Source organism: Sinorhizobium sp. 8-89, assembly GCF_030124325.1.
GTDB lineage: Bacteria > Pseudomonadota > Alphaproteobacteria > Rhizobiales > Rhizobiaceae > Sinorhizobium.
Genome location: NZ_JASKLR010000021.1, coordinates 53,659 through 67,527 on the forward strand (window position 1 = coordinate 53,659; position 13,869 = coordinate 67,527).

The window sequence follows — 13,869 nt, forward strand, 5'->3', positions numbered from 1 at the left end:
ATCTTGAAAGACGCCGCGGCGCGCAACAAAGGTCTGAGCATGATGCGCAGCGCAACGGTGCGCGTATCTTCGTGGACCCAGAAGCGTTTCCTGCATGGGGCCCCTCACGGGCATCCCGTCGTGGCAGAGTATTGCGATAAGCACCGAGACCCCGCGTGTATTCCGGAGACGGGCGCCGGGTGGTGTCGTTCGATTAGAGAGAGAGAGAGAGAGAGAGAGAGAGAGAGAGAGCGCGTTCGCAGTCACACGCCGCGTGTCGTTCTCGATCTGCCGACTCGCGGAGCGGAAACCAACCTAGTGTACAGTTATTAGGAGAGTGCAAATGACTTGTGATGACGAGGCCGTCCCCACGGATGTCACTGACATTGTCGTGCGGCTAAAGGGCTTGTCCGCTGCCGAGGAATTCTTCGAGGCACTTGGCGTCTCCTATGAGCCGAGGGTGCTCAACGTCTCCCGGCTCCACATTATGAAGCGCATGGGACAGTACCTGGCCGAGGAGGGCTTTTCCGATCGCCGCGCTAAAGGGGGGCCCGCCAATGCGCGCGCTGCGCTCGAACGCGCCTATGGGGACTTTGCAACATCTTCGCCACTTTCACATCGGGTGTTCCGGGTGCTTGAGGAAGGCGACCCGGCTAAACCTACCGCGCCAGGTCGCACCTTTGTACCATTGGACTCCATCTTGCCATTCGGCAGCAACAACGCCGGCGGGTTTGCGACACTTCAATGTCTCCAACCCGACAAAACTGTCACGGCGTCCGAATGCTCCGAAACAAATAATGCTGTCCTTCCAAAGGCCTATTGAAACTCATGTGTTTGGCACGATTGGTGCGTGGTTATCGAGACAAAAACGTCATGCCCAACATATGCTATCGGAGCTAAAGAGACCTCATGCACATCGTAGTCTGTATGAAGCAGGTACCGGACTCAGCGCAAATACGCGTCCATCCGGTGACGAACACGATCATGCGCCAAGGCGTGCCGACGATTATCAACCCTTACGACCTCTTTGCTCTCGAAGAGGCCCTCAAAGTGCGCGACTACTATGGCGGCGAGGTCACTGTACTCACCATGGGTCCGCCCATGGCTGAGGAAGCACTGCGAAAGGCGCTCACTTATGGCGCAGACCGCGCGATACTCCTGACTGACCGTCACTTTGCCGGCTCCGACACGTTGGCGACTTCATTCGCTCTTTCTCAGGCTATCTCGAAGATTGGCAACAGCTTTGGCACGCCCGATATTGTCTTCACAGGGAAGCAGACAATTGACGGCGATACCGCCCAGGTCGGCCCCGGTATAGCCAAGCGCCTGAACCTCGTGCAGTTGACCTATATCGCAAAAATCACCTCCATTGATCTCGGCGCGCGTACGATCACGGTCGAGCGTCGCTCAGAAGGCGGCACGCACGTCCTCAATAGCGCATTGCCTTGCCTCATCACCATGCTGGAAAGCACCACTGCCATTCGCCGTGGCTCACTCGATGACGCTTTGCGTGCCGCGCGCAGCCAGATCGTCAAGTGGAATGCGGCGGAAGCGGGCATTGAAGACATCACCAAATGTGGTCTGCGCGGCTCACCGACAGTCGTTAAGCGCGTTTTCGCCCCTACCCCGCGAGCGCAAAAAGCGTCGCAAATCGACACCACCGAAAAGGCGGAGCGCGACGTAGCTGACGAACTGGTCGTTTCCATTTTCGCCCACCAGCCGGCGCTGAGACACGAGCTCTCCTCTACTGGTAGCGCGTGAGCACACAGGAGCAGATTATGGGAACTCGTAAATGTAAAGCACCGCCACCCACCCTCGGCCGTGCCGGCACGAAGAAGGAACTACCTGAGCATTTCAGGGACTACCGGCACGTCTGGGTTTTCATGGAGCTGGAACGCGGTCAGGTCCATCCCGTCTCGTTCGAACTTCTCGGCGAAGGCCGCAGACTAGCTGACCAACTGGGCGTTCAGCTCGCAGGTGTTGTTCTCGGGCCGCCGGGAGATTCTACCATGCATGCCGTAGCTGAGGCCTTCGCCTATGATGCGGACCTGGTCTACCTTGTCGAGAAGTCGCTGCTCACCGATTATAGAAACGAGCCTTTCACCAAAGCACTAACAGATCTAGTCCTTACCTATAAACCCGAGATTCTGCTTCTCGGGGCGACGACGCTGGGCCGTGACCTCGCTGGTTCCGTCGCGACGACACTGCTGACGGGGCTCACAGCCGACTGCACCGGACTTGATGTTGATGCGGATGGTTCCCTCGCAGCTACCCGGCCCACGTTCGGTGGCTCCTTGCTTTGCACGATCTATACGCTCAATTGCCGTCCCCAAATGGCAACTGTGCGGCCAAGGGTCATGCGCATGCCAGAGCGATCAACTAAGCCGATCGGGCGGGTAATCCGGCACGACTTGGCGATGTGCGAGCAAGAGATCGTCACCAAGGTTGTTGGTTTCCTTTCCGATGGCCAGTCGGAGAACGCTAATCTCGCCTATGCGGACGTGGTGGTTGCCGGCGGTCTTGGACTCGGGGCTGCGGAGAACCTGGAGCTCTTGAAGAATCTCGCGCGGACGATCGGCGGTGATTATGGCTGTTCTCGGCCGCTAGTGCAAAAGGGTTGGATGCCGGTTGATCGGCAAATTGGACAAACTGGCAAAACGATCCGTCCGAAGCTCTATATAGCAGCTGGCATATCAGGCGCGGTCCAGCATCGCGTTGGCGTCGAGGGAGCTGATCTCATTGTTGCCATCAATACCGATCCGAACGCGCCGATCTTCGATTTCGCCAATATCGGTGTTGTGGCCGATGCGGTCAGTTTTCTACCGGCATTAACGGACGTTTTCATCAGACGGTTGGCGCCGCGCAATCGTATGAGGCTCGTGAACTGAGGTGATATCTATGACCGAGGAAAAATTCGACGCCATAGTCATCGGTGCCGGCATGGCTGGAAACGCGGCTGCCTACACGATGGCAAGTCGCGGTCTAAACGTGTTGCAGTTGGAGCGCGGAGAATACCCAGGCTCCAAGAACGTCCAAGGCGCCATACTCTACGCCAACATGCTGGAGACAATCATTCCGGATTTCCGGGATGACGCACCTCTCGAGCGGCATCTCGTCGAGCAGCGATTCTGGGTAATGGACGACACGTCACACACCGGAATGCACTACCGGTCGGATGACTTCAATGAGCCGACGCCAAACCGCTACACAATCATTCGCGCCCAGTTCGACAAGTGGTTTTCGCGCAAAGTCCGCGAGGCGGGCGCGACAGTTTTGTGTGAGACGACAGCGACGGAACTGGTCCTCAATGCCAATGGTAGGGTGGTAGGCGTCCGCACCGATCGTGCTGGCGACATCATCCATGCGGAAGTGGTCGTTCTCGCCGAAGGCGTCAACGGCCTCCTCGGGACGCGAGCCGGGTTTCGTAAGGTACCAAAACCCGAAACTGTGGCACTCGCCGTCAAGGAAATGCATTTCGTGCCGGAAGAGGTCATCGCCGAGCGCTTCGGGCTCACCGGCGATCAAGGCTGCGTTATCGAAGCGGCTGGGACAATCTCGCGTGGGATGGCCGGACTCGGTTTCCTTTACACCAACAAGGAATCAATCTCGCTCGGTATCGGCTGCCTTGTCTCTGATCTCGCCGAGACCCTGGAAAGACCGTATGCCCTTCTCGACGCCTTCAAGGAGCATCCATCAATCAGGCCGCTACTTGCAGGCTCGGAGATTAAGGAATACGCAGCGCACCTTATTCCGGAGGGTGGGTTCAAGGCAATTCCGCAGCTCTTTGGGAGCGGCTGGGTTGTCGTTGGGGACGCGGCGCAGCTTAACAATGCCGTACACCGCGAGGGCTCGAACCTCGCCATGACATCGGGGCGCATCGCCGGTGAGGCGATCTTTGCAATCAAGAGCCAAAGGCGCCCGATGACCAGGGAGAACCTATCCCTTTATAAGGCCATGCTGGACAAATCCTTCGTTTTGAAAGACCTTAGAAAGTACAAGGACATGCCCGCCCTCATCCATACGAATTCACGCAATTTTTTCATGACCTACCCGCAGCTCCTGTCGCAGGCGGCGCAAAACTTCGTGCGCGTCGACGGCACACCCAAGATCGTCAAGGAAAGAGCGACGTCGGCCGCCTTTATAAAGGCGCGTTCGCGATGGGGACTGCTCAGCGACGCAGTCCGCTTGGCACTGGCTTGGCGCTAGAGGGGAGAAATGAGATGACAACTTCAGTCGTTCGCATCGAGGACAAGCTTTACCAGAACCGCTATCTGGTAGACGCAGGGCGGCCGCACATTAAGGTGCGACAGCATCAGTCTCCGAGCTCAAACCTTCTCGCGCTGACCCTTGTCTGCCCAGCCAATTGCTATGGGGTGAATGAACATGGCCAAGTGGAGGTTACTGCCGACGGATGCATGGAGTGCGGTACATGTAGAGTACTGTGCGAAGAGAACGGTGACATCGATTGGAGCTATCCGCGAGGTGGATTCGGTGTGCTCTTCAAATTCGGATGAAGGGCACTCAGCTCTGATCGGCACGCTTTAGATCGGCAAAGGCGAAAAGTATCTCGCTTTTGTATAGCAAGACGGCTACATTCCAGCGCTCACAAGCGCAAACGAAGCACTTGATAATATTATAACAGCGGCATTTCGCGTTGGGTGCCAGGAGCGCCCAACGAGACTATGGGTGTTTCATCGCTCAAATGCTGCACAACTGGCTCGATGAGAGTATGACTGAACTATCCGTCAAAACCATGCACAAACGGGACTTGGGGTGCAGCGGTCTCTACCGGATATCGAAGGTCTTAATCGCTCCGGCCAGTCTTGAGATCAAGCTTGCCAATGTAATCAACACCCTCCCTGCAATTCTGCCAATGCGGCGCGGCGCAATCGTTGGCGTGAGCGCTGAAGGGCAGCTAGAGATAACTGCAACGTCCGGGATTGAGCATACGTCGTCAGGCGTTCGCTACATGCCGGCGAAGGCTGCGATTGAGAGAATCGTCACAAAAGGCGCGCCGCTGGTCGTGCCGGACACTTACAAGTCGGAATTGTTCCAGGCCGAGATCGAGACCTTTTCGAGCGGCACTGGCCAAGTCACCTTCATTGGCGTTCCGATGAAAGTTAATCAGGAAACACTTGGAACATTATGGATAGACCGCGCGAAGGATGGCAGCACCAGGACGCAATATGAGGAAGAGGTACGTTTTCTGTCCATGGTCGGCAATCTTGTAGCCGGGGCTATTCGGCTGGATCGCGACCATAGTCGCGATGGTCAGCAGGTGGTGGGCGAGGAAGCAGATCGCAAGAATAGTTCAGGCGGCAAGGAATTGCCCGAACCGGTGCGACAACGGCCTGCAAGAATCGATTGGATCGTGGGGGAAAGTCCTGCACTCAGGCAGGTGATTGAAAGCATCGAGGTCGTTGCAAGGACAAATTCTACGGTGCTGCTCAGGGGAGAAAGCGGCACTGGCAAGGAATTCTTTGCAAGGGCCATCCACGAGCTTTCACCTCGCAGAAAGAAGTCCTTCGTCAAATTGAACTGCGCCGCACTGTCCGCCGGCGTCCTGGAATCGGAACTGTTTGGACATGAAAAAGGCGCCTTCACGGGGGCCATCTCCCAACGCGCAGGTCGTTTCGAATTGGCGGATGGCGGAACGTTGCTGCTCGATGAGATTGGCGAGATCTCGCCGGCATTTCAAGCGAAACTGTTGCGCGTGTTGCAGGAAGGTGAGCTTGAACGAGTCGGGGGCACCAAAACACTCAAAGTGGACGTTCGACTCATCTGCGCCACTAACAAAGACCTCGAGACGGCAGTCGCGAGTGGGGAGTTCAGGGCCGACCTTTATTACCGCATCAATGTGGTGCCCATTATTTTGCCGCCACTCAGGGAGCGAAATGGAGATATCCCCCGCCTTGCGAGGGTTTTCCTCGACCGTTTCAACAGGGAAAACGATTGCGACCTCGCCTTCGCGCCGCCTGCGCTCGATCTCATGTCAAAATGCGACTTCCCCGGCAACGTCCGAGAGCTTGAAAATTGCGTCCGGAGGACCGCCACTCTCGCGCGTTCAAGGACGATCGTTCCAGCAGACTTCGCCTGCCAGAACGACCAGTGCTTTTCTTCAACGCTCTGGAAAAGCGCTGGCCGTCCGGTTGGTGGTCATGCCAGCAGTCGATTGGCTATGGATAAGAGTTTGTCGGTCGGACCGCCGGTCAGCCTCGGCTACCCCAACGATCCTGGCGCCTTAGTGGTGGCACCGCATCTAACGGACCGCGAGCTGCTAATCAGCGCGATGGAGAAGGCCGGCTGGGTTCAGGCCAAGGCAGCTCGGCTCCTGGGCCTCACACCGCGGCAAGTCGGCTATGCTTTGCGCCGGCATCATATACAGGTTAAAAAGATCTAAACTCGGCGAGCCCACTCATCGTCGGCATTGCCGCTCACAAACCCTCATTCTTGCACGACGGGTCGGTCGTCCAATCTGGCCGGTTCTTGTTGCAAATTCGACAAGACTGCGTTGGACGACCGGCGCTCCTGCCGCCTGCAGCATCTCGCCGCGAGAATCATGATCATGCGATCCGCGCAGCTCTATCGGGAACCTGATCGGCGAGACGTTGCTGATGATCGACAGCGCTCGGCCCACGTGAAGCGTTCAATGTCCACCTGACCTACACGGCCTCGTCATCCGATGCCACACACCCACAATGGAACAAGCCGGCCTCGAACCTGGCCGTGACTCGATCGCAGACGTCGTCACACGATGGCGGAACGAGGAGCCACGAGGGGCCGGTTTCGATTCATTGAGAAGGCGTGCGAGATTGCCCGTCCCCGCGTGCCGCAAGTGTGCGACATTTTCAATCGTTGAACGGCAGAGCCGGAAATGGGGTACAGAAAGCTGCCAAGAAATGCAAAGCCCAAGACCGCTGCGGTGTGCCGCGGCTGTTCGGTCACGAGGGCGTCGAGCGCAAAGAGGACATTCAGATCAAGTCCCCGAAGTCGCATCCATCCATACTGCGAATAAGGTCAATCCAAAAGATTGATTTTATCGATGTTGTCGAATGTATTAGAAGAAAGCAAACAAGAAGGGAGGTCTTAGCTGCCCTCAGCACTGATGGGGCCTATGAGAGCCATCCGGTATGTAGACATCGCTCCGTTCGCCCCCGGCAGGCACGGTGCACGAGCTACATCGACGCTTTGAAAAGGTTGCGTTATCAAGCGCAGCCACGCACAGCAGCCTCCCTCGAGCGGAGTGGCGCGCGTTGACGGCCACTTCTCCCGTCGACATTGGCCAAGGCCCGATAATTGTACCACCACTCTCGAGGGTCTGCCCAACAGGCCGCGCTCTCGTCTGGACGACTATATGCTGCAAGAAATTTCACTTTCCGATGTAAAGGCCCTGGTCGGCAAGGAGATTGGCGTCTCTGACTGGATCACCGTGACGCAGAACACGATCGACAGCTTTGCCAAGGCTACGGGCGACTTCCAGTTCATCCATGTCGACCCGGTGCGCGCGGCGGCGGAGACGCCCTTTGGCGGGACGATCGCACATGGTTTCTTGTCGCTTTCGCTGCTTTCGGCGATGAACTACAATTGCCTGCCGAAAATTCGCGAGCTGACGGTCGGCATCAATTACGGCTTCGATAAGGTGCGCTTCATGGCGCCGGTCAAGAGCGGTGCACGGGTGCGCGGCCGCTTCACGGTGGCCGACGCCCGTTTCCGCGGCGCCGGCATGCTGATGATCACCTATGACACTACGGTGGAGATCGAAGGCCAAGCCAAGTTGGCGCTCAGCGCTACCTGGCAGACTATCATCCAATTCGACCCAAAGGACCGGCCGGCTAATGTTTGAGTGCGCATTCCGGTGAAGTCGGCGGGCTGATCACGAAGCTGCGCCTTTGACAGCGCTGCGCTTCACCTGTTCAAGCGGAGGGTTGTCGAAGACCTGGGAGACGCCGTCGCGGGCCTCGCCGACGTGCGGGAACAGAACACGAGCATCGCCGTGATGTCATCGAAAACCATATCCGTGTCGATCCAGATGCCCATGGCGGGTCAGTTGAACCTCTTCAACTTCGCGGCCTTCTCGATCGGCAGATCGAAAGCAAGTGCGGCGCCGGCACAATGGGCCGGTAGCGCCGCATCCACTTCGGCCTTGAGAGTTCCGAACGGCGTGTCGAGCAGGTATTCCCGCGCGCTGCCGGAAAAAGAGGCTCCGCGCACGGTGCCCTGGAAAGGACCTGAACCCAGGGTCAGCATGCGCGGACGCCAGGCAAGTCCCGCCGCATCGTGTGGGAGGGGCCCGGCAAGCTCAATCGGACCGTTTCCGGCCCTCAGCCTGCCGTTCTCGATGGGGAAGATGTTCTCGAAGCCGACGAAATCGGCCACGAAGGCGGAGGCGGGGCTGTTATAGATGTCCTCCGGCGTGCCGATCTGCTCGATAGCACCGTTCAGCATTACGACGATGCGGTCGGCCAGCGACAGCGCCTCACCCTGGTCATGGGTGACGAAGATCATCGTGACGCCGGTGTCCCTCTGGACCCGCTGCAATTCGGTGCGCATTTCAAGTCTCAGCCGCGCGTCGAGGTTCGAAAGCGGTTCGTCGAGGAGAAGCACCTTCGGCTCCATCACCATCGATCGGGCGAGCGCAACGCGCTGCTGTTGGCCGCCGGAGAGCTCGGCCGGCTTGCGGTTTGCGAACTTCGTCAGCCCTACGGAGTTCAGTCCGCTCACCACGCGCACTTCGAGCTCCGCGCCAGAGATGCCCTTCAGCCGCAGGCCGAACGCGACGTTCTCGAAGACGGTCAGATGCGGGAAAAGCGCGTAGGATTGGAAGACCAGACCGACGGAGCGCTTGTTCGCGGAAACGTGAGTAATGTCGGCGCCCTCGAGGCGGATGCGACCCGATTTCGGCTTCAACAGGCCGGCGATGGAGCGCATGGTCGTGGTCTTGCCGCAACCCGACGGCCCGAGGAACGCCACCAGCTCGCCCTTTTGGATCGAAAGATCGAGATCTTTCACCGCGACGGTGTCGCCATAGGCGAGCGTCAGTTTTTCGAGGCTGAGAAAGGCGGAATCAGACATAGCGGGAGAATCCTAGGAAACGCTCGGCGAGGAAAACGATGCCGATGGACATGAAAGCGAGCAACGCCGACAGTGCCGCGACCGACGGATCATAGGTGATCTCCATGTAGGAGAGCATATCGATCGGCAGCGTGCGTACGCCCGGCCCCGAGAGGAAGAGGGACACCGGCACCTGATTGAAGCTGGTGACGAAGCCGAGAATGAAGGCGGCAAGAATGCCGCTGCGGATATTCGGCATCACCACCCGAAAGAAGGCGCCGGCGCGCGACGAGCCAAGCAGCACTGCGGCCTCCTCGATGTCGGAGCGCAGGTTGTTGAGGCTCGCTGAGACGACGCGCACCGAATAGGGCAGCACGAGCGCCGTGTGCGCAAGGAAGAGCGCCAGAGTGATGTTGAAATTGAACGGAACGACCAGATAGCGCAGCAGCGCCAGCCCAACGATGATACCCGGCACGATGATCGGCAACGCGACGACAGTGCGAACCGCTTCGCCGAAGGGCAGATGATAGCGCGACAGCGCGTAGGATGCCGGGATGCCGAGGGTAAGAGCTGCCGCTGTCCCTCCGACCGCGAGCAACATCGACATGGCGAAACTCTCGCGGAAACTCTCGACCTCGAAGACCTTTGCCACCCATTTCAGCGAGAAGCCTTGCGGCGGAAAGGCCAGCGTCTCGCCAGCTGACAGCGATGCCGCGACGATGATGATGAAAGGACCAATCAGGAAGGCCGCCACGAGAAACAGCACCGTGGCCGAAAATAGACGCGGGTTCATCGCTTGCTCCTCGCGGTGGCGAGCCGCTTCAAGAGAAGATTGGCTGCGAAGCTCATGACGATCAGGATAAAGGCGATAACGCTCGCGGAGACGAAGTCGTTGGCAACGGTCACACGCTGATAGAGCAGCGTCTCCAGCATCAGGATCTTGGAGCCGCCGAGGATCGCCGGCGTGATATAGGCGGTCAGCGAACCGGTGAAGACGAGTGTCCCGCCAATCACCAGGCCTTCTCTAGTGAGCGGCAGAATTACCCTTGAGAAGACCTGAAACCAATTGGCGCCGAGTACACGTGCGGCGGGAATGGCATCCTTCGGCATGTTTTCGAGCGCGCTGATCAGCGCCAGGATCATCAAAGGCAAGAAGAGCTGAAGGAGCCCGACGAACACAGCCGTCTCGGTGAACAGGAAACGCACCGGCTCGTCCGTCAGGCCTATGCTCGTCAAGGCCTGATTGACGATCCCGGTCCGCCCCAGGATCACGATCCACGCATAGGTGCGCGCAACCGGCGATATCATCAGCGGCAGCACGACAAGACCAATCATGCGGCCCTTGCCTTTCGCCGGGAGGTTGACGATCGCAAAGGCGGCGGCATAGCCGATGACGGCGGCGAGCGCGGTCACCATCGCGCCGAGCTTCAGCGTGCGCAGGAACACTGTCCGATTGAGCGGATCGGAGAGGAAGCCGGTATAGGCGGAGATCGTCCAACTGTCGGCATTGCGGAGGCCCTCCGAAAGCAGGATGACCACCGGCGCCAGGAAGATGACGGCGGCGAACACTGCCGCCGGCAAGGCAAGTGCCAGCGCCTCGGCCCGGCTGTGAAACATCTCGACACCTTTCCGCGGACAGCCCGCCGTTGTTGACAAGGCGCGACGCCGGCCAGGTCAGGCGTCGCGCGACAGAAGGGTCGGCTTACTGACCGACCTTGGCGTTCCACTCCGAAAGCCACGCTTCGCGATTGTCGAGCGCCACCGCAGACGGGATAAGCTTCAGGCTTCTGACGGTTTCTTCGCCGTAGGTGAGGTTCTCGGCGATCTCCGGCGAGACCTTGACTTCCTTGTTGGCCGGGCTGTCGACCAGCTTTTCGGCAAGCGCCGTCTGGATTTCCGTCGAGAGCCAGTAGTCCATGAATTGGAGCGCCAGGTCCTGGTTCTTCGAGCCCTTGGTCAGAACCATGACATTCATGCCGCCGGTCTGGCCTTCCTTCGGGGTCGCCCATTTGACCGGCAGATCCATCTTGGTAAAGCCTTCCCACGAAAACCGCCCGATCGGTGCCGCCCAGATTTCCTCCTGCTGCATCAACTGCACGAGCTGTGAAGATTTGACGTAAAAGGTGACGATATCGTCCTTCTTCTCGCCGACCGCGGTGATCGCGCCCTTGAGGTCCGGCGTATTCTGGCCGATCGCTTCACCGATCATGTAGAGTGTCGGAGGGCCCTGGTTGGTCGTCACGTTGGGGAGAGCCACGTGGCCGGCGAGCTTGTCACCAAGGAGATCGGCCCAGGACGTGACTTCCACCTTGTCGGAACGATAGACGATCGAGGTGGCGTAGAACGTATAGCCGACGCTCATGCCGTCGCCATTCGGGTCCCTGGCGACGTCATAGAGCTTGTTGAAGTTGCTGAGCTTCGAGGTGTCGATCTTGTCGATCAGGCCGGAGCGTCCTGCAGAAAGCGCGTCCGCCATGGAAACGACGGCCATATCCACGACCGGGTTGGCCTTGTTGGCCTCCATCTTGGCAAGCCGCTCGACGCTGTTGCCGGTTTCGACGACGAGCTTACAGCCGCATTTGGCTTCGAACGGATCGTAGACCAGTTCCTTGAACGCGTCCTGGGCAAAGCCGTAGACGGAAATGGTCAGGGTCTTCTCCTCGGCTGAAGCGGCATGGGTGCCGATCAAGAGGAGCGCGCTCGAGGCGAGCAGGATTTTCTTCATGGCTGCGGTTCTCCTTCATGACAAGAGGTCGATACTGTGGACTTGGAAGACGAGCTGCACGGGGCCTTTTCCGAGGCGCCTTGACGAGCACTCCACGGCCAGAACGGTCCGGGTCCAAAAACACGCTTCACCATGAAGTGCCGGCGCGTGCGCTCGACTTGCGATCCGGCACCGCGACAAAGAAGAGCAATGTCCTGGTGCAGGGATACGAGGGTTCGTTGTAGAAGAGATTGCTTGAAGCGAGTTCCACCACCTATCCAGACACATGGCCGCCACGTCAACTTCGAGAGATGACTCTGCGATCGGCTCCCCGATCAGGAGAGCAGGCGTTTTACTTTCTTGCATTTTTACACGCCGCTGTTTCGTGTAGTGAGCGTTCGCAGGTTCACTTGCGGGAGGCTCGCAACCATGTGCGTAACTTGATTGACATTCGTCAGCAGCAAGCCATCGCACCATACGTGCTCGACTCGTCCCCATTGGCAGGCTGCCGCGGCACTGGGAAAAAAGCCCCGCCCATGGTAGTTGGCGCTGGTATTGCAAAGCAGTGGAATACCTGTAAGTTTTTCATACTCGACGAGAAGCTCCGAGATTTTGTGCCCAGAGGTCCTGGAAACGGTCTGCAGTCGCGCTGATCCGTCGAGATGTACAATCGCGGAGATCCTCTCCCGCCATTCTGCCCGTGTCTGGTGATCGAACAACATGTAAGGATCCGGCGTTCCAGGGCTGAATATTTCTGGCGCGCGATCTTCCAGGCAAATCGGTGCCACTGGCCGGAAGTGTTCACGAAATTTGACGTCGTTCAGATAATCCTTCATTTCCGGTGAGGTAGCGGCTGCGAGAAGGCTCCTGCCCCCCAATGCCCGTGGCCCGATCTCGGCGCGCCCGGAAAGGAAAACCACGGGCTTGTTACTGGCGAGGATGGTGGCAAGTTCTGCCAAGCTACATGCCGTAGCGTCCCATCCGGGTTGCACATTGCTGCTTTGCAGGGTGGGCCCACTGTAGACCGACCATTCCAGAGGCACGAAGCCTTGCTGCGACACCATTTCACAGCAAGCTGCCCCAATTGCCGAACCGCTGTCATTCGGAAAGGGCGGTATCCAGACAGCCTCGAACAGACCAGTCTCACGCAAGGCACTGTTCCATTTGATATTGAGGCCGCAGCCGCCTGCTATGCACAAATTGCGCGGTCCTCCAAACGAATGGTCCTGCATGGCAAGCGCCATTTCGTTAACGAGGAGACGCTCGAGGAAAAAATGAAATGATGCAAGCACGTCTTCAGGCGCTTCAGCCCGCAATCGGAGCGCGCTGACAACGAAGAAATCATGCACAGCCGCAAGCGTCGTATCCGCATTGTTAATGTTTGCACGGTAATGACAGGCAAGATCGGTGTCGGCCGCAAATCGCTCCTGGTACAGCTTTTGAAACACCTCAACGATGCCTTCATCAACCGACCCCAGTGCGATATAGGCCATCAGCTTGCCGGCTACACCCAGATCCCAGCCACCATGGCTCGCCTGCTTATAGGGCCCGAAGTAATGGCCCGCGGCGGCGTAGGCTTGACCTATCAGCGGGAACAGACACTTGAGGAACCGGGCTCCGCGTGCTTCTACATAATAGAGGCGCGGAAAGATGCTGCCGTCCCACACCAAACAAAACGCAGGTTGTCCCGCCTTGGCAAAGGGACTGGTGCAGTATGCGGAGGCCACGTGGCCCGTCACATGCGGATAGCTCTTGTAGGCAAAGACTCCGTCACCGAGTGCCAGGCCGGAGCCGTCGAGCGAGTCAAGAAGACCCTCGGCATGGCGTTCAACATAGGGCGCCCCTTTGAGAGTGACCGGAGCCGACCCACTGAGGACTTGGAACCGCGACTCGACTTCACCATCCCAACCGTCGATAACAAACTGATCAACATCCCGCGCGGCCAAACCGTGGGCCGCCAAAGCGGCGAGAACTGTGTCGAGATTTTCAATTGTTTGATATCTGGGATTGTTGTCTCGCTTCTCCTGCTCAATACAGAAGACGAGCCGTCCATCCTCGACAAGGGCGATCGCCCCGTCATGGGTTAGCTTGATGCCGCAGATGCGCATAGTGTGTCCTTGTCTAGCGCCGAGAAT

The 13,869-nt window shown here is 58.4% G+C and carries 11 protein-coding genes and 1 pseudogene; 7 read left to right on the forward strand and 5 right to left on the reverse strand.

All coding sequences use genetic code 11. The features are described from left to right. Nucleotides 1–322: 322 nt before the first annotated feature. The 7 genes and pseudogenes from nifW to QN219_RS26650 form a co-directional block, all read left to right on the forward strand. Nucleotides 323–688, forward strand: a pseudogene (nifW, locus tag QN219_RS26620) (nitrogenase stabilizing/protective protein NifW); the annotation flags it as partial. A gap of 200 nt (nucleotides 689–888) precedes the next feature. Then, a complete protein-coding gene (locus QN219_RS26625) occupies nucleotides 889–1,740 on the forward strand; it encodes an electron transfer flavoprotein subunit beta/FixA family protein (RefSeq protein WP_283979337.1) in 852 nt (283 codons plus the stop codon). A 17-nt stretch (nucleotides 1,741–1,757) separates the two neighbouring features. Continuing rightward, nucleotides 1,758–2,867 carry an electron transfer flavoprotein subunit alpha/FixB family protein gene (locus QN219_RS26630; protein WP_284003166.1) on the forward strand — a complete coding sequence of 370 codons (1,110 nt, stop codon included), beginning with the start codon at nucleotides 1,758–1,760 and terminating at the stop codon, nucleotides 2,865–2,867. A 10-nt stretch (nucleotides 2,868–2,877) separates the two neighbouring features. Beyond that, complete coding sequence (locus QN219_RS26635) at nucleotides 2,878–4,185, forward strand: FAD-binding protein (protein WP_284003168.1); 1,308 nt, start codon at nucleotides 2,878–2,880, stop codon at nucleotides 4,183–4,185. Between the two features lie 14 nt (nucleotides 4,186–4,199). Continuing rightward, nucleotides 4,200–4,493: a ferredoxin family protein gene (locus tag QN219_RS26640; RefSeq protein WP_283979340.1), complete on the forward strand. Its 294-nt coding sequence runs from the start codon at nucleotides 4,200–4,202 to the stop codon at nucleotides 4,491–4,493. 215 nt (nucleotides 4,494–4,708) lie between these two features. Continuing rightward, nucleotides 4,709–6,379: a nif-specific transcriptional activator NifA gene (nifA, locus tag QN219_RS26645; protein WP_284003169.1), complete on the forward strand. Its 1,671-nt coding sequence runs from the start codon at nucleotides 4,709–4,711 to the stop codon at nucleotides 6,377–6,379. Nucleotides 6,380–7,333: 954 nt separating this feature from the next. Beyond that, complete coding sequence (locus tag QN219_RS26650) at nucleotides 7,334–7,822, forward strand: MaoC family dehydratase (protein ID WP_284003170.1); 489 nt, start codon at nucleotides 7,334–7,336, stop codon at nucleotides 7,820–7,822. Nucleotides 7,823–8,022: 200 nt separating this feature from the next. Here QN219_RS26650 and QN219_RS26655 read toward each other — a convergent pair whose 3' ends face one another. The 5 genes from QN219_RS26655 to nodU all read right to left on the reverse strand — a co-directional run bounded on the left by QN219_RS26655 (nucleotide 8,023) and on the right by nodU (nucleotide 13,842). Beyond that, a complete protein-coding gene (locus QN219_RS26655) occupies nucleotides 8,023–9,051 on the reverse strand; it encodes an ABC transporter ATP-binding protein (protein WP_284003172.1) in 1,029 nt (342 codons plus the stop codon). Further along, on the reverse strand, nucleotides 9,044–9,823 hold the full coding sequence (locus QN219_RS26660) for an ABC transporter permease (protein WP_284003174.1): 780 nt from the start codon (nucleotides 9,821–9,823) through the stop codon (nucleotides 9,044–9,046). The genes QN219_RS26655 and QN219_RS26660 overlap by 8 nt, the downstream gene beginning before the upstream one ends. Then, entirely contained in the window at nucleotides 9,820–10,647 is an 828-nt protein-coding gene (locus QN219_RS26665; RefSeq protein ID WP_284003176.1) for an ABC transporter permease, read from the reverse strand. Before QN219_RS26665 ends, QN219_RS26660 begins: the two co-directional genes overlap by 4 nt. 85 nt (nucleotides 10,648–10,732) lie before the next feature. Continuing rightward, on the reverse strand, nucleotides 10,733–11,755 hold the full coding sequence (locus QN219_RS26670; protein WP_284003178.1) for an ABC transporter substrate-binding protein: 1,023 nt from the start codon (nucleotides 11,753–11,755) through the stop codon (nucleotides 10,733–10,735). Between the two features lie 347 nt (nucleotides 11,756–12,102). Continuing rightward, on the reverse strand, nucleotides 12,103–13,842 hold the full coding sequence (gene nodU / locus QN219_RS26675) for a nodulation protein NodU (protein ID WP_284003181.1): 1,740 nt from the start codon (nucleotides 13,840–13,842) through the stop codon (nucleotides 12,103–12,105). Nucleotides 13,843–13,869 lie beyond the last annotated feature (27 nt).

What these genes read in the sequence shown, in the direction of transcription:
- QN219_RS26625 (WP_283979337.1), top strand. Translation starts at nt 889, where the DNA reads ATGCACATCGTAGTCTGTATGAAGCAGGTACCGGACTCAGCGCAAATA.
- QN219_RS26630 (WP_284003166.1), top strand. Translation starts at nt 1,758, where the DNA reads ATGGGAACTCGTAAATGTAAAGCACCGCCACCCACCCTCGGCCGTGCC.
- QN219_RS26635 (WP_284003168.1), top strand. Translation starts at nt 2,878, where the DNA reads ATGACCGAGGAAAAATTCGACGCCATAGTCATCGGTGCCGGCATGGCT.
- QN219_RS26640 (WP_283979340.1), top strand. Translation starts at nt 4,200, where the DNA reads ATGACAACTTCAGTCGTTCGCATCGAGGACAAGCTTTACCAGAACCGC.
- nifA (WP_284003169.1), top strand. Translation starts at nt 4,709, where the DNA reads ATGACTGAACTATCCGTCAAAACCATGCACAAACGGGACTTGGGGTGC.
- QN219_RS26650 (WP_284003170.1), top strand. Translation starts at nt 7,334, where the DNA reads ATGCTGCAAGAAATTTCACTTTCCGATGTAAAGGCCCTGGTCGGCAAG.
- QN219_RS26655 (WP_284003172.1), bottom strand. Translation starts at nt 9,051, where the DNA reads ATGTCTGATTCCGCCTTTCTCAGCCTCGAAAAACTGACGCTCGCCTAT.
- QN219_RS26660 (WP_284003174.1), bottom strand. Translation starts at nt 9,823, where the DNA reads ATGAACCCGCGTCTATTTTCGGCCACGGTGCTGTTTCTCGTGGCGGCC.
- QN219_RS26665 (WP_284003176.1), bottom strand. Translation starts at nt 10,647, where the DNA reads ATGTTTCACAGCCGGGCCGAGGCGCTGGCACTTGCCTTGCCGGCGGCA.
- QN219_RS26670 (WP_284003178.1), bottom strand. Translation starts at nt 11,755, where the DNA reads ATGAAGAAAATCCTGCTCGCCTCGAGCGCGCTCCTCTTGATCGGCACC.
- nodU (WP_284003181.1), bottom strand. Translation starts at nt 13,842, where the DNA reads ATGCGCATCTGCGGCATCAAGCTAACCCATGACGGGGCGATCGCCCTT.